At 72.1% G+C, this 22,803-nt stretch carries 20 protein-coding genes; 10 read left to right on the forward strand and 10 right to left on the reverse strand.

Features of this window, described 5'->3' with window-relative positions:
* Window positions 1-62: 62 nt before the first annotated feature.
* Window positions 63-701: a response regulator gene (locus ACFTQE_RS07495; protein WP_376924454.1), complete on the reverse strand. Its 639-nt coding sequence runs from the start codon at window positions 699-701 to the stop codon at window positions 63-65.
* Window positions 698-1,810, reverse strand: a complete 1,113-nt coding sequence (locus ACFTQE_RS07500) for a sensor histidine kinase (protein ID WP_376924455.1) — start codon at window positions 1,808-1,810, stop codon at window positions 698-700. The genes ACFTQE_RS07495 and ACFTQE_RS07500 overlap by 4 nt, the downstream gene beginning before the upstream one ends.
* A 173-nt stretch (window positions 1,811-1,983) precedes the next feature.
* Here ACFTQE_RS07500 and ACFTQE_RS07505 point away from each other — a divergent pair, with 173 nt between their 5' ends.
* A complete protein-coding gene (locus ACFTQE_RS07505) occupies window positions 1,984-2,688 on the forward strand; it encodes a GAP family protein (RefSeq protein ID WP_376924456.1) in 705 nt (234 codons plus the stop codon).
* 98 nt (window positions 2,689-2,786) lie between these two features.
* Here the strand turns inward: ACFTQE_RS07505 and ACFTQE_RS07510 are convergent, their stop codons facing one another.
* Window positions 2,787-3,968, reverse strand: coding sequence for an FAD-dependent oxidoreductase (locus ACFTQE_RS07510; RefSeq protein ID WP_376924457.1), 1,182 nt, complete (start codon window positions 3,966-3,968; stop codon window positions 2,787-2,789).
* 38 nt (window positions 3,969-4,006) lie between these two features.
* On the opposite strand from ACFTQE_RS07510, the gene ACFTQE_RS07515 reads away from it, so the two are divergent.
* The 7 genes from ACFTQE_RS07515 to ACFTQE_RS07545 all read left to right on the forward strand — a co-directional run bounded on the left by ACFTQE_RS07515 (window position 4,007) and on the right by ACFTQE_RS07545 (window position 12,944).
* Complete coding sequence (locus ACFTQE_RS07515; RefSeq protein WP_376924458.1) at window positions 4,007-4,570, forward strand: TetR/AcrR family transcriptional regulator; 564 nt, start codon at window positions 4,007-4,009, stop codon at window positions 4,568-4,570.
* 59 nt (window positions 4,571-4,629) lie between these two features.
* On the forward strand, window positions 4,630-6,033 hold the full coding sequence (locus tag ACFTQE_RS07520; protein WP_376924459.1) for an Nramp family divalent metal transporter: 1,404 nt from the start codon (window positions 4,630-4,632) through the stop codon (window positions 6,031-6,033).
* A gap of 40 nt (window positions 6,034-6,073) precedes the next feature.
* A complete protein-coding gene (locus ACFTQE_RS07525; protein WP_376924460.1) occupies window positions 6,074-6,733 on the forward strand; it encodes a metal-dependent transcriptional regulator in 660 nt (219 codons plus the stop codon).
* Window positions 6,730-8,571, forward strand: a complete 1,842-nt coding sequence (locus ACFTQE_RS07530) for an HSP90 family protein (RefSeq protein ID WP_376924461.1) — start codon at window positions 6,730-6,732, stop codon at window positions 8,569-8,571. The genes ACFTQE_RS07525 and ACFTQE_RS07530 overlap by 4 nt, the downstream gene beginning before the upstream one ends.
* A 68-nt stretch (window positions 8,572-8,639) precedes the next feature.
* Entirely contained in the window at window positions 8,640-11,507 is a 2,868-nt protein-coding gene (locus tag ACFTQE_RS07535; protein WP_376924462.1) for a tetratricopeptide repeat protein, read from the forward strand.
* A gap of 71 nt (window positions 11,508-11,578) precedes the next feature.
* A complete protein-coding gene (locus tag ACFTQE_RS07540) occupies window positions 11,579-12,376 on the forward strand; it encodes an HAD-IIA family hydrolase (RefSeq protein WP_375835867.1) in 798 nt (265 codons plus the stop codon).
* Between the two features lie 37 nt (window positions 12,377-12,413).
* Complete coding sequence (locus ACFTQE_RS07545; RefSeq protein WP_376924463.1) at window positions 12,414-12,944, forward strand: hypothetical protein; 531 nt, start codon at window positions 12,414-12,416, stop codon at window positions 12,942-12,944.
* Here ACFTQE_RS07545 and ACFTQE_RS07550 read toward each other — a convergent pair.
* The gene (locus ACFTQE_RS07550; protein ID WP_376924464.1) at window positions 12,941-13,972 is read right to left on the reverse strand and encodes an aldo/keto reductase; all 1,032 of its coding nucleotides are present in this window, start codon (window positions 13,970-13,972) and stop codon (window positions 12,941-12,943) included. The two genes, ACFTQE_RS07545 and ACFTQE_RS07550, sit on opposite strands and share 4 nt — an antisense overlap.
* Window positions 13,973-14,112: 140 nt before the next feature.
* Between ACFTQE_RS07550 and ACFTQE_RS07555 the strand changes: the two genes are divergently transcribed.
* A complete protein-coding gene (locus ACFTQE_RS07555; protein WP_376924465.1) occupies window positions 14,113-15,576 on the forward strand; it encodes a PLP-dependent aminotransferase family protein in 1,464 nt (487 codons plus the stop codon).
* Between the two features lie 226 nt (window positions 15,577-15,802).
* Entirely contained in the window at window positions 15,803-16,732 is a 930-nt protein-coding gene (locus tag ACFTQE_RS07560) for a DMT family transporter (RefSeq protein WP_376924466.1), read from the forward strand.
* Here the strand turns inward: ACFTQE_RS07560 and ACFTQE_RS07565 are convergent.
* The 6 genes from ACFTQE_RS07565 to pyrE all read right to left on the reverse strand — a co-directional run bounded on the left by ACFTQE_RS07565 (window position 16,708) and on the right by pyrE (window position 22,771).
* Entirely contained in the window at window positions 16,708-16,893 is a 186-nt protein-coding gene (locus tag ACFTQE_RS07565) for a hypothetical protein (RefSeq protein WP_376924467.1), read from the reverse strand. The two genes, ACFTQE_RS07560 and ACFTQE_RS07565, sit on opposite strands and share 25 nt — an antisense overlap.
* A 68-nt stretch (window positions 16,894-16,961) precedes the next feature.
* A complete protein-coding gene (locus ACFTQE_RS07570) occupies window positions 16,962-17,147 on the reverse strand; it encodes a hypothetical protein (protein ID WP_376924468.1) in 186 nt (61 codons plus the stop codon).
* Window positions 17,148-17,236: 89 nt separating this feature from the next.
* The gene (locus ACFTQE_RS07575; RefSeq protein ID WP_376924469.1) at window positions 17,237-18,169 is read right to left on the reverse strand and encodes a nucleoside hydrolase; all 933 of its coding nucleotides are present in this window, start codon (window positions 18,167-18,169) and stop codon (window positions 17,237-17,239) included.
* Window positions 18,170-18,211: 42 nt separating this feature from the next.
* Window positions 18,212-19,192, reverse strand: coding sequence for a ribokinase (locus ACFTQE_RS07580; protein ID WP_376924470.1), 981 nt, complete (start codon window positions 19,190-19,192; stop codon window positions 18,212-18,214).
* Window positions 19,193-19,196: 4 nt separating this feature from the next.
* Window positions 19,197-22,223: a hypothetical protein gene (locus tag ACFTQE_RS07585; RefSeq protein WP_376924471.1), complete on the reverse strand. Its 3,027-nt coding sequence runs from the start codon at window positions 22,221-22,223 to the stop codon at window positions 19,197-19,199.
* Window positions 22,223-22,771: an orotate phosphoribosyltransferase gene (gene pyrE, locus ACFTQE_RS07590; protein WP_375836695.1), complete on the reverse strand. Its 549-nt coding sequence runs from the start codon at window positions 22,769-22,771 to the stop codon at window positions 22,223-22,225. The genes ACFTQE_RS07585 and pyrE overlap by 1 nt, the downstream gene beginning before the upstream one ends.
* Window positions 22,772-22,803 lie beyond the last annotated feature (32 nt).

The following is a 22,803-nucleotide window of genomic DNA, read 5'->3' on the forward strand; positions in this document are numbered from 1 at the left end:
CCGGGTAGTGCATTCTTCGCGCTCGAGGAACGGAGTGACGTCTTCTCTGCCGAGGAACTCGTTCAGTCGGGCGCCGCATGCCGTGCGAGAACCGCGGCCTCCATGCGCGACGAGACACCGAGCTTCCCGAGCACGCGCGAGACATGTGTCTTCGCCGTCGACTCGCTGATGCCGAGTTCGCCTGCGAGATCGGCGTTGGAGCGACCGCGTCCGAGCCCGGCGAGCACTTCGCGCTCTCGTTCGGTCAGTTTCGCGAGGACGGGATCCGATTCGCCCGGTTGCGCAGTCGTCGCGAATGCGTCGAGCAGCCGGCGAGTGACCTCAGGGGCGAGCGCCCCCTCACCCCGGGCGACCGCGTGCACCGCGGCATGCAGGGCTCCAGCAGTCGCGGACTTCAAGAGGAATCCCGCAGCGCCCGCTCGTACGGCACCGAAGACGTACTCGTCGAGGTCGAATGTGGTCAGCACGAGAACCTCAGCGAGCGCCTCGGCCACGATCGTGCGCGTAGCGTCGATGCCGTCGGTGCCGGGCATGCGCACATCCATGAGCACGACATCGGGCCGAAGGGCGCGCGCGTTTCGCACTGCCGCAGCACCATCGGCTGCTTCGCCCACCACCTCGATGTCCGCTTCCTCGAGGAGCGCGCGCAGTCCTGCGCGGATGGCGGCGTGATCGTCTGCGACGAGGACGCGCACGGTCACTGCGCACTCCGCGGTATCTGGGCATCGAGCCGCCAACCACCTTCGACCGGAGCGGCCGAGAGCGTGCCGCCGAGGAGCTCGGCGCGCTCGCGAAGAAGTCCGATCCCGTGGCCGGTTCCGATGGTCGGCGCCGCCGGGGTGCCGCCGCGCGACAGAATGCTCACCCCGGTCTCCGCCTCGGTCGCTCGGAAACGGATCTCGACGTCCGCCCCGGGTGCGTGCCGAGCCGCATTGCTCAGCCCTTCTCCCACGATGCGTGCGAGCGCTTGGTCGATCGCGGTGGGGACGTGTGGCGTGTCGCCTACGAAAGTGACGTTCACGGCCGGGCTCCGCGCCACGAGATCGGGGAGTTCAGCCAGACGCGGCGGGGCGATGAGCGGATCAGTTCCGGATCGCAACACGAGGATCATCGAGCGCATCTCGTCGAGACCGTCGATGCTCGCCTCCCGAATCGCGCGCAGCGCCGCCCGATCATGCGTCTGGGTCTTCGAGGACAGTGCCGCCTCTGCGTTGATCGCGATTGCCGAGAGGTTTCCCGCGATGACGTCGTGCAGATCGCGCGCCATCCGCCCTCGTTCCTCGCGAACGGTGTCGGCCTTGACGATGCTGGCGAAGCGTTCGGCATCACGTGCCCGAGCATCGGAGAGCGCCGCCAGCTCGCGACTTCGGCGCACCGACATCCCCCACCAGTACGGCGTGCCGAGGAGGAGGAACGCCTGAAGCGCGAGGAGCATTGCCGCCTGCAGCGAGGAACCAGAGAGCAGCGGCGCGACGAAGGCTGCAGCAACGAGCACCGCGATGACGACGAGAAGTGCCCTGACGACCCGTGCCCGCCCGAAGAGAACCGCGGAATACAGCAGATCGAAGTACACGAGAACCATGCCGAGGCTGCCGCCGAGCCAGATGTCGACGCCGGCGACCACGGTGCCGGCGAACAGCATGGTCGCCGGGCGACGCCGCTTGCCGAGCATGAGCGCGGAGCCGACGAGGATCGGGATGAGGTGCCACCACGGGCTGATGTCCGGTGCCCACGCGGCGTCCGACCAGAGATTCGTCAGCCCGATCGCTATGAACGCGGTGCCCGCACCCGCTGTGGCGACGGCCGTCACAAGATCGGGCCGAACGGCGTAGAGGTGCGAGACGTTCCGCACGCCCGCCACGTTGCGCCATTCCATGCCCCCATCACAGCACACGGCGTGGCCGGGGCGGTCCTCCGAAAGATGTACGAGCGGGTCATCCTTCGCCCGATGCACACCGCGGGCACCCCTCCGAGGCTGGAGGCATGACTCTTGAACTTGGCCTCACGTTGGGTGCCCTCGCCCTCGTGGACAGCCTGAGCATCGGGACCCTGCTCATCCCGCTCTTCTTCCTCGTCGCCCCCGGGCGCGTCCGCACCGGACGAGTCCTGCTCTATTTGTCGACGATCGCCGTGTTCTACTTCCTCGTCGGTCTCGCGCTCACCGCGGGCGCTGATGCCCTGCTCAGCGGGTTCTCGGAGCTGCTCCGCTCCCCGGCGGCTCGCTGGACCCAGCTCGTCCTCGGCGTCGGGCTCGTCGCCGGGAGCTTCTGGATCGACCGGAAGAGGCCAGAGAACGAGGAGCGCCCGCCCGGTCGACTCACCCGGCTTCGCGATCGCGCGATGGGTGACGGCGCACCGACCCTCGTGGTCGCCCTCGCCCTTGGCGCGGGACTCGTGGAGTTGGCGACGATGCTCCCGTATCTCGGCGCCGTGGGAATGATCACGGCAGCCGGCATGCCGTCGCAGTTGTGGGCCGGAGTGCTCGTCCTGTACTGCCTCGTCATGATCACCCCGGCGCTCGTGCTTCTCACCGCCCGGGTCGTCGCCCGGCCACTCGTCGAGCCGCCGCTCGTCAAGCTCGCCACCTGGCTCGAGAAGAACTCGGCGGAGAACACCGCTTGGATCATCGGAATCGTCGGTTTCCTCCTCGCACGGGACGCTGCATCGACCCTCGAGCTGTTCTCCTGACACCGGTCCGGAGGGAAACTCGAGCCAACAATTCGGCAGTTCTCGATGGCGACGTGGGACGGGTGCCGGTGCTCACGCAACCCGCATCCAGCCGCCCCTCACATCGACTCCGGCCGCGCCCCCAACCCGACGAACCTGCCGGTCAGGTATGCGAGCCGCGGGTGATCGCGCAGCATCCGCAGCGCGAACGGCAACGCGGCACCGGGCTCGCGCGATGCGATCAACTGCCCCTGAATCCGGCGCTGCACGAACTGGGTGATCCAGACGGGCCAGGTGCGCCGGCGCTGCACCAGGTGCAGGTCCCTCCCCACCGGGGCGCGCACCTTCAGCACCGGTCCGAGAAGACGGGCGGTGGCCACGGCATCCTGAATCGCGAGATTGATCCCCACTCCGCCCGCCGGCGACATGGCGTGTGCGGAGTCGCCGATGCACAGCATCCCCTCGGTGTACCAGCGGCGCAGCCGTTCGAGCCTCACCCGCAACACGTGCACGTCGGACACGGCGACGGCGGCGACGGGATCCGTCATGCGCGGTGAGATGCGTGCGACGCGCTTCCGCATGCGGTCGAGGTCGTCGACGGAGCCCGTCCAACTGCCGGCGGGGATGACGTGTGCGATCTGGAAGAAGTCGCCGCGATCGATCGTGATGATCATGCCGTCGCCGGCCTGGATGAACGGATACGTCTCACCCGCGCGTCTCGCCAGCCGGAACCACAGCACGTCCATCGCCGCGGCGCTGCCGACCTGGGTGAGACCGGCGGCCGCCCGCACGTCCGAATCGCGCCCGGACGCATCGACCACGAGCTGCGCCCTCACGACGACGTCACCTTCCGGCGCCGTGCCGGTGACGCCCACGACGCGGCCCCTCTCCGTGATGAGTCCGTCGACCTGCGTCGAACGGAGCAGGTGGAATCCCGGGTGCCGCGACGCGCTGCCGGCCAGCAGGTCGAGGAAGTCCCATTGCGGCATGAAGGTCATGACCTTGCGGTGCGTGGGCAGGCGGGTGAAGTCGGCGAGGGTGAGCTCGGTGCCCTGCCAGCTCAGGGTGACGCGGGACATGTCGTTGTGCGGTCGAGCCAGGAACTCGTCGAGGAGTCCGAGCTGGAGGAGCAGCTCCTGCGTGGAGGGGTGGATCGTGTCACCACGGAAGTCGCGGAGGAAGTCGGCGTGCTTCTCGGCGACGGTGACGTCGATGCCCTGACGTGCGAGCATCAGCGCCAGCATCAGGCCGGCGGGTCCGCCTCCGACGATGACGCAGTCGGTGTCGATCTGGGTGCTCATGGGTCCCACGATCACCCCGCAGATGCCAGGATGCGAGCATGGTCAATAAACGCGCCGGTCGACCTCGGGGCGCTGCCACGGCCCGCCGAAGCCTGTTGGAGACTGCCCACCGGCACTTCGAATCGGGCGATCTGGCGTCGGTGTCGACCCGCGAACTCGCCCGAGAAGCGGGCGTGAGCCATTCACTGGTCAATTATCATTTCGGCTCGCGCGATGCGCTGATCGCCGCGGCCCTCTCGCTGCGGGCCGCTCCGCATCAGGTGGTCGCCTCGGCGACCGACGAGCACGGACGCATCGATCTCGCCCGGCTCGCGGCGGGGCTCGTCATGGTGTGGGAGCACCCCGACAACGGTCCGCGGCTGCAGCACTTCGCTCGCCGGCTCGCATCCGGCGACGATCGCTCACCGACGCTGATGACGTATCTGCAGCACACGGTCTTCGCCGCGCTGACCGCCGAATTCGGGCAGGAGCGCGCCCGACGGATGGCGACCGCGATCGTCGGAGTGATCTTCACACGGTACGTGCTGCTCCTGCCGTCGATGACGGCGCTGACGCCCGCGCACGTCTCCGCGCACCTGCTGTCGATGCTGCAGTCGGCGTGAGCGGACCCGAACGTCGATCCAGACTTTTCGGTGCGCCTAAATTTTGATAGGTTTTCGGTATGCCGAAAACTCTCGACGACGAGACGACCACGAACGAGCCCGTGCCCGAGGGCGGCTCCACCGGGCAGCGGGGGCGCGCGACATCCGTGCCCCGGGTGGCCTGGCTGATCGGCCCGGCCCTCGTCGCGGGCGTCGCCTACCTCGACCCCGGCAACGTCGCGAGCAACATGACCGCCGGGGCGCAGTACGGCTACCTGCTCGTGTGGGTCGTCGTGCTCGGCAACGTCATGGCCTGGCTCATCCAGTACCTGTCGGCGAAGCTCGGCATCGTCACCGGCCGGAGCCTCCCCGAGGTGCTGGGCGGCACCATCCGCAACCGCTGGGGCCGCCGCGCGTACTGGCTGCAGGCCGAGCTCGTCGCGATGGCGACCGACCTCGCCGAGGTCATCGGCGGTGCCGTCGCGCTCAACCTGCTCTTCGGCGTGCCGCTCGTGTGGGGCGGACTCATCACCGGCGCCGTCTCGATCGGGCTGCTGATCCTCCAGTCGCGACGCGGCCCGCGCACCTTCGAGTTCGTGATCATGGGGCTGCTCATCATCATCGCGATCGGCTTCACCGTCGGCGTCTTCGTCGCACCGCCCGACCCGGCGGGGCTGCTCGGCGGGCTCGTGCCGCGCTTCGCCGACGCGAACTCGGTGCTGCTCGCCGCGTCCATCCTCGGCGCGACGATCATGCCGCACGCGATCTACGCGCACTCGGCGCTCAGCCGCGACCGCTTCGTCACGCGCCGTGCCGCGACGCTGTCGACCTCGCCCGGGGCGGCGACGCCGAAGCCCGCGTGGCACGGCTTCGGCATCAGCCGCCGCTCAGAGGCTCCCGAGCTCCTGCCGGGCACGGCGACCGACGTGCCGACCGGGCTGCTGCTCCGCGCCACGCGATGGGATGTCTCGATCGCCATGGCGATCGCCGGCACCGTGAACCTCTGCATCCTGCTGCTCGCCGCGGTCAACCTCGCGGGCGTCGAGGGCACCGACAGCCTCGAGGGCGCCTACGCCGCGCTGGGCACCGCACTCGGACCCGTCATCGCGACGCTCTTCGCCGTCGGCCTGCTCGCCTCCGGCCTCGCCTCGACCTCGGTCGGCGCCTACGCGGGTGCCGAGATCATGCACGGGCTGCTGCACGTGCGGGTGCCGCTCATCCTCCGCCGGCTCGTCACCCTGATCCCGGCCCTCACGATCCTCTGGCTCGGCTTCGACCCGACCCTCTCGCTCGTGCTGAGCCAGGTCGTGCTCTCGTTCGGCATCCCCTTCGCCCTCGTGCCGCTCGTGGCGCTCACGGCCAAGGCCGGCGTGCTCGGCCGGTGGAAGAACCACTGGGCGACGACGACCGCTGGCATGGCGGCGTCCGTGTTCCTGATCACCCTCAACGGCGTGCTGCTCTGGCTCGTGTTCACGGGGGCCTGACCCCGGCGCAGCGACGGTGCCTCCCGATAGTCTGGGGCCGATGCCCAGCAGCAAGAACCCCGCGATCGAGGACTACCTGAAGACGGTGTATTCGCACACCGAATGGCAGCCCGACCCCATCACGCCCTCCGTGCTCGCCGGCAAGCTCGGCGTCGCGCCGTCGTCGGTCACCGAGATGGTGAAGAAGATGGCCGCGCAGGGGCTCGTCTCCCACGTGCCCTACGGCGCGGTGCGGCTCACCGACGCCGGCACGGTGCAGGCGCTCGCCGTGGTGCGCCGTCACCGGCTCATCGAGACCTGGCTCGTGCAGGAGATGGGCTACGGATGGGACGAGGTGCACGACGAGGCCGAGATCCTCGAGCACGCCATCTCCGACCGCCTGCTCGAGGCGATCGACGCCCGGCTCGGCCGGCCGCTGCGCGACCCGCACGGTGACGCCATCCCCACCGCCGACGGCTCGATCGTCGCCGAGCCGTTCGTGCGCGTCGACGAGGCGGCCGACGGCCACCTCGGGCGGGTGATCCGCATCAGCGATCGCGACCCCGGCCTGCTGCGCGACCTCGAGACCGCCGGCGTCCACCCCGGGGTCGAACTCGAGATCGAGTCCGTCGACGCCGAGGCGAACGCACGCGTGCGCATCGCCGGCGAGACGCACGAGCTGCCGAACGGCGCGGCCAGCGCGATCTGGCTGTCCGCATGACGGGCGATACGACGGCCGAGGCACGTCCGTTCCTCGTCGACCTGCGCGGCGTGGTCGATCTCCTGAGCCGCCACATCTACTCGGGCCCGCACGTGTTCCTCCGCGAGCTCATCCAGAACGGGCGCGACGCCATCACGGCCCGCGCCGAGCACGAGGGTCGCCGTGATGCCGCGTGGGGTGTCCGCATCCACCCGCCGACGAGCGCCGAACCGGCGCTCCGCTTCGAGGACGACGGCGTCGGACTCACCGCCGACGAGGTCGGCGAGCTGCTGGCCACGGTCGGCCGCAGCTCGAAGCGCGACCTGTTCGACCTGCCCCGCGCGGGGTTCCTCGGCCAGTTCGGCATCGGCCTGCTGAGCTGCTTCATGATCGCCGATCGCATCGTCGTGCGTTCGCGCTCGGCCCGCGGCGGCGCTCCCGTCGAGTGGGTCGGCAGCACCGACGGCACCTTCACGGTGCGGGTGCTCGAGGGCGACGAGGCATCCGGAATCGCGGTCGGCACGACCGTCTCGCTCGTGCCGCGCCCCGACGAGGCGGAGCTCTGCTCACCGGCGAGCCTGCTCGACCTCGCCCGCCGGTACGCCGAGTACCTTCCCATCCCGATCCTCGTGGGCACCGGCGGAGGCAGCTTCGACAGCGTCGCGCGGCCGGCGGTGTTCGCCCTCGCGGGCGATGCGCGCAGCGACGTTCGCGACGCCATCGCCGAGCTCGGGCGCGAGGTCGTCGGGTCGACGCCGTTCGACGTCATCGAGCTGCATTCCACCGCGACCGACACGCACGGCACCGCCTTCGTGCTGCCGTTCCCGCCCACGCCCGGCGCCCGCCAGGCGAACCGCGTCTACCTCGGCGGCATGCTCGTCGACCCGCGCGCCGACGAGCTGCTGCCCGATTGGTCGTTCTTCGCACGGGCGGTCGTGGACTCGAACGGGCTGCGGCCGACCGCGTCGCGCGAGCACCTCATCGAGGACGAGTCGCTCGAGGCGACCCGGGGCGAGCTCGGCGCCGCGATCCGCGCGTGGGTGATGCGGCTCGCCGTCGAGCGCCCCGCACGTCTCGCCGAGTTCGTCGGCATCCACCATCTCGGCCTGAAGTCCCTCCTGCTGCACGATGACGAACTCGCGGGCTTCATCACCCGCTGGCTCACGGTCGAGACCTCGGTCGGGGTGATGACCATCGACGAGCTCGTGCGGGCCCACCCGCACGTGCGATTCACCGAGACCGTCGACGAGTTCCGCCAGATCGCGGGGATCGTGCCAGCATCGCGGGCCGTCGTCAACGGCGGGTACGTGTACGAGGCCGACATCCTGCGCCGACTGCCGCTGCTGTTCGACGGCGTCACGGTCGAGCGCGTGACGGTCTCGGGCGAGCTCGACTCGCTCGACGTGCCGCCGCTGGCCGATCGCGGCCCCGCGCTCGAACTCGAGCACCGCGCCGCCGCAGTGCTCGCCGAGGTCGGCTGCGAGCCGAGCGTGCGCCGCTTCGCACCGAGCGATCTCGCGAGCCTCTACCTCGCCGACGCCGAGGTGCTGCGCTCGATCACCCGCGGCGCCGCCCGCGACACGACCGGCCAGCTCTGGAGCGGAGTGCTCGGCCGCATCGACGAGCACCTGCCGAGCCTCGCGAACGGCGGCGCTGCTCGTGCGAAGCTCTGCCTCAACTGGGACAACCCCCTCGTGCGCACGCTCGCCGGCGATGTCGACGACGCCGTGTTCGACCGCACCATCCGGCTGCTCTACGTGCAGGCGCTGCTGGCCGGCCATCGACCGCTCCGGGCGAGCGAACGGGCCATGCTGACCGGCGCGCTCACCGACCTCGTGGCGCTGAGCCTCGCCCGCTGACCCCGGCCCCGCGCCGCGATTCCGACCCCGAACCCGACCCCCCGATCATCGACCGTCAAGGGAGAACCGTGTCCGAAGCCATCCGCATCGACGAACTGCTCGAGCAGGTCGACCAGACGCCGTTCGGACCCGAGGAGCGCGCGCTGATCGACGAGGCCATCGCGATCGCGGTGGAGTCGGGCGACGAGTACTCGGAGTACCGCGCGCGCATGCGCCTCGCGTCGTCGGCGAACATGACCGGCGACACCGACGCACTGCTCAGCTCGTTCGCCTGGTGCCTCGGCAAGCACGACGCCGACGCCGCCCGCTTCCCGGCGAAGCCCGACGACAATGCCACCGACCTGCTCTGGCAGTACAAGTGGATGGCCGGAACGCTCTCGGCGAGTCCCGCGTTCCCGGCCGCCGACATCCGCGCCGTGCTCGACGACATGCAGTCGCGGTACGAGCGTGCCGGCGTCGGCCAGAGCGGGGTCGCGACCGCGCGATTCGGTGCGGCCTTCGCGAACGGATGGCTCGACGAGGCCGCCGCCGCCTACCGCGTGCTGACCACCACCGAGCGCGACGACTACAGCCACTGCGACGCGTGCGTGCGCAGCGAGAGCGCGGCCTACCTCGCCGCCACCGGTCGTGAAGACGAGGCCATCGCCCTCTACGAGGAGATCGTCGAGGGCGGGTTCAGCTGCGGCGAGGAGCCCGAGCACGCCCTCTCCGACGCACTGCTGCCCTACCTCAGGGCCGGCCGACTCGAACGGGCGAAGTCGTTCCACCTGCGGAGCTACCGCGACGCGCGAGGCAACGCCGACAACATCGGCATCATCGCGAACCACCTGATCTTCTGCGCGATCACCGGCAACGGGGCCCGCGGCCTCGCGATGCTCGAGCGCCACATCGCCTGGATCGCGCACGACCGCCTGAACCAGCGCGCCCAGTTCGGTGCGCTCGCCGCGACCGGCCTGCTGCTCGACACCGTCATCGACGCCGGATACGGCGACACCGTCGTGCGCGGCGCCGACGCCGTCGAGCTCGAGCCGTTCTTCGGCCGGCACGACGGCCGCTGGACCGTCGCCGACCTCAGCCCCGCCGCCTGGGCTGCGGCAGCCGCGATCGGGGCCGAGTTCGATCGTCGGAACGGCAACCGCCACCTCGCCGATCGGCTCGAGGCCACGCGTGCACTCCGCACCGAGCGCTACGACGTGCCGATCACGGGCGAGACCTTCGCGCCGCCGATGCCCGTGGTCGCCGCAGACCCCGTCGATGTTTCCGGCTGGGTCGATCGGGCTCGCGAGCTCGCCGTGCTCGACGAGATCGACGCGGCACTCGCCGCCGCCGATCGCGGACTCGCCGCGCTCGACGCGCTCGACGCGGAGCCGGCGCCCGAACGCGAAGCCTCCGAGGCGGCAACCGCGCACGACCGACGCGCCGAACTCGTCGGCATCCGCCTCGCGGCGCTCGTCGCGGCGCAACGGCTCGACGAGGCCGCGCAGGTGCTGCCCGAGCGCATCGCGGCCGTGCGCGCCACCGGCGACGACGCCCTCGCCGATGCGCTCACCCGTCGGGGCCTGCTGCTCACCGGCGCCGCCACCGCCGCCGACCTGCCCGAGCTCGAGCAGGAGCTCGGCGCCGCGTTGCAGTCGGGTGCCGACGATCTCGCCGCACGCATCGCCCTGCGCATCGCCTCGATCCGTGCAGAGGCCGGCGACGCCGAGAGCGCCGGCACCGCCGCCGACACCGCTGTCGCCGTCCTCGACCGGGCGACCGCGCCCGACCCCTCGCTCGTGGGTGCGGCCTTCCAGCTGGCGGCGTTCCTCGCCGCGCAGGACGGCGATGCATCCTCCGCCCTCTCCCTCCTCGACCGGGCCGTCGCCGCGGAACCGACGCGGGTCCGCCGCGCAGAGTCGCACCGACTGCGTGCGCGACTGCTCGCCGGCAGCGCAGAGCCCGAGGCCGCCCTGGCCGCTGCCGAGTCGGCACTCGAACTCGATCTCGCGGTCGACGCGCGGATGCGCGTCATCGAGGACTGCCAGCTCTCCGCTGCGATCCTCGACGACCTCGCGCGGCCCGACGACGCCGTCGCGCGGCTCCGCCTCGCGGTGCAGCACGCCGAGCTCGCGGAGTCGCCGGGGCTCGTCGGCGTGCGGTACGGACTCGGCCGCCAACTGCTCCGCGCCGGCCGCTTCGGCGAGGCGGTCGAGGTGCTGCAGGAGGTCTTCGAGGCCGAGGATGCCGCGGGCGCCCCGCCGGCAGCACGCGCCGAGACGCTGCACCTGCTCGGCACCGCATTCCGCGGCGACGAGGAGTTCGCCGCGGCATCCGGCGCCTGGCACGCCGCCGCCGACCTCTTCGAGGAGGCTGAGGCCTGGCCGGGAGCCGTCGCCGTGCTGCTCGACCTCGGCCGGCTCTTCGCGGGGCTCGGCTATGCCGAGGAGGCGATCGAAGTGCTCGAGCGCGCCGTCGCCGATGCCCGCCGCGACCCCGAGACGGTGGCCTCCCTCGCGGATTCGCTGCACCTGCTCGGCCAGGTCAGCCTCGAACACGGTGAACCGTCGGGCCTCGAGCGACTCGACGAGGTCGCGTCGCTCGCGCGTGAGCACGGCGCCGACTGGCTGCTCGCCGACGTCGTCGATTCCCGCGCGCGGGGGCTCGCCGCCCTCTCCCGCCCCGAAGAGGCCGTGTCGACCGCGCTCACCGCGGCCGAGCTGTTCGAAGCGGCCGGCGCTCCCCGACCGGCGGGCGGTTCGATGCTGTTCGCCGGTCGCGTGCTGCAGTCGGAAGGGCGGCACGATGAGGCGCTCGTGCTCATCGGACAGGCCATCGAACGGTTCGACGGGCAGGCCGACGCCGTCTCGATCGCTCGCATCGCCCTCGCCGACTCGCTCGAAGCGCTCGGGCGCATCGCCGAGGCGGCCGACGCCCGTCGGCTCGCCGAAGCGGGCTGATCGGTCGCTTGCACCGCTGCGCGACATCCGCTCGACATCGCCCTGTGACCTGCGCGCCCTAGGCTGGGAGCATGTCACGACGTGAAGAAGTCGAGTGCTGGCTGACCGACATGGACGGCGTGCTCGTCCACGAGAACCACGCGCTGCCGGGCGCTGCCGAGCTGCTGCAGCAGTGGGAGGACGCGGGCACGCCCTACCTCGTGCTGACGAACAACTCGATCTTCACCGCGCGCGACCTCTCGGCCAGGCTCCGCTCCTCGGGGCTGAACGTTCCCGAGGACCGCATCTGGACGAGCGCCCTCGCGACGGCCGACTTCCTGAAGCAGCAGGTGCCGGGCGGCACCGCGTTCGTGATCGGCGAGGCGGGCATCCTCACGGCGCTGCACGATGCCGGGTTCGTGATGACCGAGACCGCGCCCGACTTCGTCGTCGTCGGCGAGACGCGCAACTACTCGTTCGAGGCGATCACGAAGGCGATCCGCCTGATCGGCAACGGCGCCCGGTTCATCGTGACGAACCCCGACGCGACGGGCCCCTCGGCCGACGGCCCGCTGCCGGCGACGGGCGCGATCGCCGCCCTCATCACGAAGGCCACGGGCAAGGAGCCCTACGTGGTCGGCAAGCCCAACCCGATGATGTTCCGCTCGGCGCTCAACAAGATCGGCGCGCACTCCGAGAACACCGCGATGATCGGCGACCGCATGGACACCGACATCGTCGCGGGCATCGAGGCCGGCCTGCACACGATCCTCGTGCTGACGGGTATCAGCGACCAGGCCGAGATCGAGAAGTACCCGTTCCGGCCCGACGAGATCCTCGCGGGCGTCGCCGACCTCGTCGAGGCGACGCCGGCCGAGACCGAACTGTAGAACTGCCGAGCACCGCCCAGCGAGACGAGGAGACACCATGGTCGAGTTGACCGACATCGAGTTCGACGACGGCGAATTGGTCGCCGCGGCCGTGCTGCCAGGCGACCGGGCCGTCGCCGTGCTGTTCGCGGTCGACGACGAGCCGGTCGAACCGGCCGAGATGCGTTCCATCGCCGAGCGTGCGCTCAGCCGCCCGACCGCCGACGACCTCGCGCGCATCGACGCCGACGTCGTGCGCGAGCTCACCGATTCGGCATACGAGGGCACCGGCCAGGAGGTCACGGCCGACGACTACGACGTCCTCGCGCGCGAGCTCGAGCTGCAGGGCGTCATCGTCTCGGCCGATGCCACGCTCGTGCTCGTCTACGAGGCGCCGACCCAGTACCCCGACATGGTCGTGTACTGCCAGCTCGACGAGGAGCTCGCGATCGACGACCTGAGCGTCGCCGAGGCCGACGACGACGAGGGCGCCGACGACGCGCCCGACGGGGTCGAGACCGTCGAGTTCGACTCCGTCGAGGACCTCGTCGACTTCATCAGCTCCGAGCCGCGCCCCGACGCCGACTAGGCCGCATCGGGCTCCACCCGCTGCTTCGCCGCGGGCCGCTCCTCGGGCTCGGCATCGAGCCGCTCGCGAACCTCGGGGTCGAGGTCGAGTTCGGCGGCGCCGAGCACCTCCTCGAGCTGCGCGACGGTCGAGGGCCCCGCGACGGGGATCACGGGCACCTCGCGCCCGAGCAGCCAGGCGAGGGCGACCTGGTTCGGGGTCGCGCCGATGTCGCGTGCCACCTCGTGCAGCAGCTGGATCCGCGCGACCGTCGTGGGGTGGTTCACGCCGCCCCAGAGCGGCTTGTCGGTTCGCGTGAGGGCGCCCTGGTGCAGCGGGGAGTAGGCGGTGACCGCGAGCGGCGGACGCCCGTCGACCCCGGTCGAGGCCGCATAGCTGAGCAGCTCGGGCGTCACGAAGTTCTGGCGGCCGAGCTTCGGCTGCGGGTAGACGTAGCTGTACTGCTGCTGCACGAGGCCGTACGGCGCGATGCCCTGGCGCAGCGCCTCCTCACGCGCCTCGACGACACGCCACAGCGCGACGTTCGAGATGCCCGAGATGCCGATCAGGCCGTCGTCCTGCAGCACGCCGAAGGCGCCGACCGTCTCGGCGAGCGGGGTCTCGAGGTCGTCGACGTGTCCGTAGACGACGTCGAGGTGGTCGACGCCGAGGTGCTTCGCGCTCTCGCGCGCCTCCCAGCCGATGACCTCGGCGCCGAGGCCCTGGAAGTTCGTCGGCTCCGTGTTCGAGAGCGGGAGCTCCGGGTCCTTCTTCGCGGCGCCGAGCTTCGTGGCGATGCGCAGCCGGTCGCGGCCGCCGCGGCTCGCGAGCCAGCGGCCGATCACGTCTTCGCTGTCACGACCGTGGCCGCGATCCCAGAAGCTGTAGTTGTTGGCGGTGTCGATGAACGTGCCGCCGGCCTCGACGAAGCGGTCGAGGATCGCGAACGAGGTGCCCTCGTCGATCTTCGTGCCCATCTGCATGGTGCCGAGGCAGATCGTCGAGACGTCGAAGCTCGTGCGGCCGTTGCCGATCGTGCGGTATCGCATGGTTTCCTCCGTGAAGTGGTGGGTGACGGAATCGAGCGTACGAATCATTCGGCTCGGCATTACACTCCAACCAGCGGATGCTTCACCAGACCAATTTCCACGGTGGCACCGTCTGCGCACATGGGCGACAAGGGGGTGGGATGTCTCGGTCAGGCCCCCTGCTCGCGTGGGAGACGATGCTCGACCTCGGCGACGGCCCGGCGCCGCTCCGCGACCGACTCGATCGCGCGATCCGCGACGCCGTGCACTCGGGTCGACTTCCTCCCGGCGCACTCCTCCCGCCGAGCCGCACGCTCGCCGAGACCCTCGGGGTCTCGCGCTGGGTCGTGACCGAGACGTACGGGCAGCTCGTCGCCGAGGGGTTCCTCGAGGCGACGACCGGTTCCGGCACGCGAGTGCCGGCGGGCCGGCGGCATCCGCTCGCGTCGCCGCGCTCGCACGACGTGCGCGACTCGCACGCCGACGTCCCCGTTGCCCCGGTCGCGCAGCTCAGGGCGGAGTACCGTCGACCGCGCCTCGACCTCGGCCCCGGCGTGCCCGACCTGCGCCACGTGCCCCGTGCGAGGTGGGCGGCGGCGGTCCGGCGCGCCCTCGACCGGCTCCCCGATGCCGAGTTCGCCGTGGTCGACCGCCTGGGGCATCCGCTCGCCCGCATCGCGGTGGCCGACTACCTCTCGCGCTCGCGACGAGCGAGCGCGACGCCCGACGACATCGTGATCACGCACGGAGCGACCGACGGCATGGCCGGGGTCGTCGCGGGGCTGCGCGCCGCCGGCCACACGGCGCTCCTCGTCGAGGACCCCAGCTGGTCGCGACTCCGCGAGATCGCCGCAGCGGACGGGCTCACCCCGGTACCCGTACCGGTCGACGATTCCGGCATCGACGTCGACGCCGTGGTCGAAGCCGCCCGGCGCACCGGCGCCCGTGCGGCGCTCATCACGCCGGCCCACCAGTTCCCCCTCGGCGCAGCGCTGTCGCCCGCCCGCCGCGAGGCGATCGTGCGGTGGGCCCGCGACGTCGACGGAGTGCTGATCGAAGACGACTACGACGCCGAGTTCCGGTACGACCGCCGGCCGATCGCCGCCCTGCAGGGGCTCGCGCCCGAGCGCATCGTGCTGGTCGGCTCCCTCTCGAAGTCGATGGCCCAGGCGTTCGGACTGGGGTGGGCGGTCATGCCGCGCTCCCTGCGCGAGCGCGTGCCGCTCGCCGACCGATCGCGCCCGTCGACACTCGACCAGGTCGCGCTCGCGGAGTTCATCACCGCCGGCGACCTCGAGCGGCACCTGCGCGCCGCGCGCGGCCGGTTCCGCCGCCGCCGGGCAGCCGTGCTGGCGGCGCTCGAACGCGAGCTCCCGGGCCTCGCGGTCACCGGCATCGCGGCGGGAATGCACGCCGTGCTCGGACTGCCGCCCGGGGTCGACGCCGGCGCGGTGCGGCACGCGGCATCCGACGCCGAGATCGCCGTGTCCAGTCTGACGGGATACCGCGTCTCGGCCGCCACGCCGAGCCCCGAGGCGCTCGTGCTCGGCTACGGCAACCTCTCCGACGCGCTCGTCGACGAGGCGGTCGCTCGGCTCGCCGGAGTCATCCGCTCGCTCGCCTGAGCCGATCGGCGCGAACCGCGACCCTGCAAACGGCGCGATGACCCGATGCCTCAGTGCCTGCCCTGAACCCGCGCCCGGGTCGACCCCGACGCCGGTCGCGGGCCCGGCACGTAGCGTCGCACGGGTTGCGTCCGGCTCTCCACTCGAGATCGACCGGTTCCCCTGCACAGCGAGCACCCCGGTGACCCCGGGCCGTTGACCCTACTCGACGAATCCAGCTCGACTCATGCGAACCTCACGAACGACACTCCGCCGTGCCCTGCTCGGGTGCGGCGTGCTCCTCATCGCCTCGACCTCGGTTCAGGTGGCCGCCGTCATCTCGCACGGCATGTTCGATCGCCTCGGACCGCTCGGGGTGAGCGGGCTGCGCTTCGCGATCGCCGCCGTGCTCGCGACCGCGATCATCCGCCCGCGACTGACCGGCCGCACGCGCGCCGAATGGTTCGCGCTCCTCGCATACGGCACGTCGATCGCCGCGATGAACGTGTGCTTCCACGTCGCACTCGACTTCGTTCCGCTCGGGGTCGCGATCACGATCGAGTTCCTCGGCCCCTTCCTCGTGGCCGCCTTGGGCGTGCGGCGCCCGCGCCTCGTGATCTTCCCGCTCCTCGGCCTCGGCGGGGTCGCCCTCATCGCCCGCCCGACGCCCGAGATCAACCCGATCGGCCTGGTCGCCGCCGCTGTCGCCGGCGTCTCGCTCGCCGCGTACACACTGCTCGCCGAACGCATCGGCCGCACCGCGCCGGACGACCGCCCGCGGGCCGCGGCGCTGCACGACCTCACCATCGCGGTCATCGTGGCAGCGCTGCTCACGGCGCCGTTCGGCGTCGCCGCACTCCCGTCGGTCGAGCCGGGTGATCTCCCACCGCTCGGCATGGCCGCGGTCCTCGGCGTGCTGATCGCGTTCGCCTGCGACATGCTCGCGGTGCGCCTGACCTCGGCACGCACCGTCGCCGTGCTGTTCTCCTTCGACCCCGCCCTCGCCGCGATCATCGGAATGCTGCTTCTCGGCCAGATGCTCGACCCGCTCACGATCGCCGGCATCGTGCTGGTGTGCGTGGCCGGCGGCGCCACGATCCACGTCGCGAGTTCGGTACCCGAGCCGGCCGTCGTCGGCGACGATGCGCCGGCTCAGCCCCCGAAGCCCGACCAGTAGCGGCCCTGCTCCTTGCCGCGCTCGACGTCGTTCATCGCGTCGGCGGCTTCGCGATCGGTTCCGCGCGTCTTCTCGGAGTGCCGCCGAAGCGAGAACACCCACTGCGTCACGCCCCACAGCACGGCGATGATGACGATGCCCAGCCAGAAGGTCCAGTCCATGGGCGCCCCCTCACTCGATACGCGTCACTCTACGCGACCGCGGCATGATCGGCCGGGCGCCGGAGTCGTCAGACGATCCACCCGCTGTCGCGACGCCCCTGATCCTTGAGCCGCTCGGCCTCGTCCCTCGCCTCGGCACCCTCGCGCTCCGCACCGAGCCGCTTGCCGGACGCGCGCACGTACACGATGGCCAGCACGGTCACCACGGCGACGACGATGACGACGGCGATGCCGATCCAGACGGTCTCATTCATGCTCGGCCCCCTCCCCGATACCCGCCACCATACGCATCGTGGAGCGACTCGGTCCGGGTGATCCGGACGTTCGGCCGGGTTCCGTTCCGCTAGGCGAGTCGGGCGACGGATGCCGCGACGCCGGCCCAGAACCGCTCGACGTCGAGTTCGACCGCGACCCACGCGTTCGGCTCCCGCCCGAGCATGCCGTCGAGGTCGACGCTCGTCGCCCCCGCCGTCTCGATGCCGAGGAGTTCCACGTCGAGGCGCGTGCGCCGCAGCCCGACGCAGCCGTGGTCGGCGAGCACCGCGACGGCCACCGGGTCGTGCAGCGGCCCGTCGGGCATGCCGAACACCTCGTCGTTCGTGCGGCAGAAGAAGTCGAAGAGCTCCGCTCCGAAGGCCGCCGTCGCGGTGCCGATCGACGCGATCTGCTCGCGCACGGCTGGCGTGACGAGCGCCGAGTGGGTGACGTTCAGGCCGACCATGGTGAACTGCACGCCGCTCCGCACCACGAGGTCGAGCGCCTCGGGGTCGACGAGGGCGTTGAACTCGGCGTACGGCGTCGCATTGCCGCGCTCGGTCGAGCCGCCCATCCAGACGATCTCGCGGATGCGGCCGGCGAGCTCGGGCCGGTCGCGCAGCAGGATCGCGACGTTCGTGATGGGCCCCGTCGCGATGATCGCAACCGGTTCGTCCGAGGCGATGAGGGTGTCGGCGATGAGTTCCGTCGCGCTGCGGGCGTCGAGCGGCACGGTCGGCTCCGGCAGCTCCGGGCCGCCGAGTCCGTTGTCGCCGTGGATCCATTCGGCGGTCTGCAGCGGCCGCACGAGCGGCCCGGCGGCACCGGCCGCGACGGGCACGTCGGTCACCCCGGCGACCGACAGCGCGATGCGGGCGTTGCGCGTCGTGAGTTCGAGCGGCGCGTTGCCGCCGACCGTCGTGACGGCGAGGAGCTCGAGCGCGGGATGCCCCGCCGCCAGCCACAGGGCGAACACGTCGTCGTGGCCGGGGTCGCAGTCGATGACGACGGGAATGGTCATGTGTCGGGGCTCGTTCTCTCGGGTCGGGTGGGTCGGAAGGACTCAGTCGGCGATGCCCGCGGCGGCGAGCACGTCGATGCGAGGCGCGTACGAGTCGACCGTTCCCCGGGCCTGCACGGCGAGTGCGCCGGCCGCGACCGCGAGGCGGAGCGCTTCGGGCAGCGGCCGCCCCTCGGCGAGGAACGCCGCGAGCGTGCCGGTGAACCCGTCGCCGGCGCCGGTCGTGTCGATCGCGGTCACGCGCGGTGCAGCCGCCGTCCAGGAGCCGGTCGCATCGGCGGCGACGGCACCGGCCGCGCCGAGCGTCACGACGACCGAGCGGGCGATGCCGCCGGCAGCGGATGCCGCGAGCACCCGCCACTCGTCGAGGGACGCGCCAGTCGAGGCATCCGTGCCGATGCCGACCGCTCGGGCCTCGTGCTCGTTCAGCACGAGCGGGTCGGCGACGCCGAGGGCCGCGGCCGAGACCGGGGCCGGCGGGGCGAGGTTCAGCACGAACCGGGCCCCGAGCTCGTTCGCGACCCGGGCGACGTGCTCGATCGTCGCGACGGCGAGCTCGCCCTGCGTGAGCACGACGGTCGCGGCCGCCACGCGATCGCGCTCCGTGTCGACGAGGGCGGGGGTGAGGGCGAGGTTCGCTCCCCCGGTGACGATCACGGTGTTCTCGCCCGAGGCGACGACGGTGATCTGGGCGACGCCGGTCGGGGCATCCGGCACACGACGGATCGCGGCGGTCGGCAGGCCCAGCCGCTCGAGCGTCTCGCACGCGAACGCTCCGCTCGAGTCATCGCCGACGCAGGCGACGAACTCGACCAGCACGCCCGCGACGTGCGCCGCGACCGCCTGGTTCGCGCCCTTGCCGCCGAGCGCGACGTGGAACTCGCGCGCGAGGATCGTCTCACCGGGCGCGGGGAACGCATCGACGTAGCTCGTCGAGTCGACGTTCAGCGAGCCGATGACGACGACCCGGCCCGGCACGCCTGTGTTCGCGGCCGTGCCGGAGTCGTTGAGTTCAGCCGCCATGCGGTCAGGCCGTCGGGCCGGGGCCGTTGATCGGTCCGGTCAGCGGCTCGCCGCCCGCACGATTCGCGAAGCAGTAGTAGTTGCGCTGGCCCTCGGCCCACTGCTCCTCGGTCACGGGGAAGCTGCCCTGCACCTGGAGGTCGGGGATGCCGGCGACGAGCGTGGGTTCGAAGACGCCCGCGGCCCGGCACAGCGCGGGCATCTCGGCCACGAGCTGGGCTTCGCCTGGGAACGGCGCCGCCTCGTCACCGGGCAGCGTGCCCCGGTACACGAGCTGCGCGGCGTGCGGTGCGGCGCAGTCGACGACGGTGAACTCCTCGGCCCAGACCGACTCGAACGGGTCGATGCACTCGCCGCCGAAGAGGGTGTCCCACGCGTGCACGCCTGCGGGCTGCGGTGCTGTCGGCGCGGCCACGGGCGTCTCGGAGGAGCTCGCCGACGGGCCGCCGCTCGCCTGCTCCCCTCCCCCGCCGGTGAGCTGCGTGCCGAGGAAGTAGAGCCCGGCGAGCACGAGCAGCACGACGAGGCCGCCGGCGACCCAGATCAGGGTGCGCGTGGTGCGGTTGCCGCCCTTCGGGGCGGGCGAGCCGCCGGTGCCGCCGCTGCTGCCGCCTCGGCCACCCCCGCCGCCTGAACCCGGACCGCCGGCGCCGCCGCCGCCAGTGCGCTGCGGACCGATGCCGCCGCCGCCGGGACCCTGCGCCGGAGTCGCCGGGAAGCCGGATCCTGAGGTCTGGCCACTGCTCGCGGCTCCGAACGGGTCGTTCGCGGCGGCTGCCCCGAAGAGGGCGCCCATCGCGTCGTCGTCGTCGGACGCCTCGTGATTCGTCGCTGCCGACGATGCGGCGAAGCGCAGATCGTCGCCATAGGGGGCCGTGTCGGTGGAGAAGGCCGGGGTGTCCGAAGGCTCCGCGTCGTTCGGGAACGCCCAGTCCGGGCCTGCGGCCTCGAGCGCGGGCTCGTCGTCCCACGCCGGGGACGCGTCATCGGCGGCGAAGTCGTCCGCCGTGTTCGAGCCGACGGCGGCGTTCTCACCGAGGAAGGCGGTCGCCACGGATGCGGGGCTGTCCTTCGGGTCCTTCGCGTTCGGATCGGGCGTCAGGTTCCAGATGTAGCCGGCGTCGGCCACCTCCTGCTCATCCCCCGCGTCCCGGTCACGGTCCTGGTCGGCGTCGGGCTCGCCGAAGCGGGCGCCGAAGAATCGACCACGGATGCCGGACGGCTCCCGCTCGTCGGCGTCGTTCGCCGGAGCGTCGACGGTCTCGTCGTCGTCGAAGTCCAGGCCCAGTGCGTCGAGGCCCGACGGCGCGGGCGGGGTCGGCGGCGTCGTGCCGGACCCGCCCGAGGGCGGCGTCGGCTCGGCACCGCGTGTTCGAGGCGCACCGCCGCCGAGCGACGCGAGGAGGTCGTCGACCGGAGCCGGCGGCTCACGCGTCGGGTCGTCATCTCCGCCGCTCGCGGAGGCGAAGGCCGGGAACGGCGTCGTGTTGAACGCGCTCGCCTCGCGGATCGGAGCGCCGACCGCTGCGTTCTCCTGCGCCGCGGCCATGCCGCGCACCTCGAGGAACGGGAACCCGGTGCGAGCATCGGGTTCGGCGTCGGGCACGGCCCTGCTGTTCCGCTCGAACTGCGGCGCCGCGGACTGCTGCGCGACGGGATCGGGCTGCACGGGAGCCGGAGCCGCGGGCTGGATCGGAACGGCCCTCGTCTCGGTCAGGGCGGCGAACGGATCGGTCGTGTCCGCGGCGAACGCGGCGAACCGGTCGCGTTCGGGGCGCGGCGCCTGCTGCACCGGCGGCTCGGGGGCCACGTGGGCCACCGGCTGCACGGGCGCCACGGGCTGCACCGACTGCGGCTGGGCCACCGGCTGCACCGGGGGCAGGGTCTGCGACTGGAACGCCGAGGCCTGGGGCGCCGAGGCCTGCTCGGGCTCGTTGAGCGCAGCCCACAGTTCGTCGTCATAGGAGGCCGGCTGCGGCGCGACGGGCTGGCGTGCATCCCATCCGGCCGGTGCGGTCGACGGGGCGGTCGGATGCACGGGAGGCGTGACCGGCTCGGCCGGCTGCACCGGGGTGAACGACTGCCGTGCCACCGGCGGCGGCGCGAAGCCGGCGAACGGGGAGTCGGCTGGGGCGACCGGCGCGGCGGGCTCCACCGGTGCCACCGGCGCCATCGGTGCCGCGGGCGTCACAGGTGCCGCGGGCGCCGTAGCGCCGTGGCCGCGCCATTCGACGTCGGACGTCGCGGTCGGCGGTTCGGAGAGGTTTCGGAAGGCCGCCCGGATCGCGTCCTCCGAGGAGAGCGCCTCATCGGCACCCCATGTGAGTGCGAACGGCGCGGTCGGCGTGACCGGCCCGGGCGGAGTCGACGGCGCCTCGGCAGGTGCAGGCGCAGCCTGCTGGATCGGCGCGGCCGGCGCAGCCGGCGGCCACGCGGCGCTCGGGGCGGCGGCAGGCCACGCGGCACTCGGGGCGGCAGGCGGCCAGGCTGCAGCCGGAGCAGCCGGAGCAACGGGAGCGGCGGGAGCGAACGGTGCAGCCGGAGTGACGGGCGGAACCGGAGCGGCGGATGCAGCCGGTGCGACCGGCGGCACCGCGGGCGTGCCGACCGGCGGCTCGACCGCGGTCAGGTAGACCGGTGCGGCGGCCGGCGGCTCATGCGGCAGTCCGACCGCGAACGGCGGGGTCCATGACGGAGCGGGCGACGGCTGGCCGGCCGCATCAGCCGTCGGCGCGTACTGCTGCGGCGGTTCGGAGGAGCGCGGCGCGGGCGAACCGACGACGGGAAGGGCTGCCGTGACGGCGTCCGCCCCCGGAGCGGGGGCCTCGGAGAACCAGTCGAGCACCTCTTCACGTCGCGGCGCGGGAGTGCGCGGCGCGGAGGGAGCCGCGGGCGCGGCCTGCTGTACCGGCTGGGCGGGCGGTGCGACGGGCGGAGGCTGGACGTCGCGGCGCGGCGCTTCGCCGCCCGCCAACTGGGCGAGCAGCCAATCGGCCCCGTCGCCTCCCAGACCCTGCCCGTCGCCGCTCATCAGGCCAGCCCCAGGTCTTCCAACCCGATGGCGTACAGGTACTGCACGCCCTCGGCCTCGATGACCTCGCGGGCACCGGTCGCTCGGTCGACGACGACCGCGACGGCCACGACCTCGGCGCCGACCTTGCGGAGCGCCTCGATCGCCTTGACCGGTGAACCGCCCGTGGTCGAGGTGTCCTCGAGCACGATGACGCGCTTGCCGGCGAGGTCGGGGCCCTCGACCTGCTTGCCGCGGCCGTGGTCCTTCGGCTCCTTGCGCACGACGAAGGCGTCGTAGGCGAGACCCTGGGCCGCACCCTGGTGCAGGATCGCCGCGGCGATCGGGTCGGCGCCCATGGTCAGGCCGCCGACGGCGGCGATGTCGGGCACGTCCTTGATGAGATCGATCATGACCTGTCCGATCAGCGGGGCGACGCGGTGGTCGAGGCTCACCTTGCGGAGGTCGACGTAGTACGTCGCCTTCTTGCCGCTCGTGAGGGTGAAGTCCCCATGGAACACGGCGTCGGCCGCGATGAAGTCGATCAACTGGGCGCGCGCGGCGTCGATGGGCTGAGGCTCTCGGAGGGTCACCCGAATAC

It is taken from the genome of Agromyces sp. NPDC056965, from assembly GCF_042673425.1.
Classification (GTDB): domain Bacteria; phylum Actinomycetota; class Actinomycetes; order Actinomycetales; family Microbacteriaceae; genus Agromyces.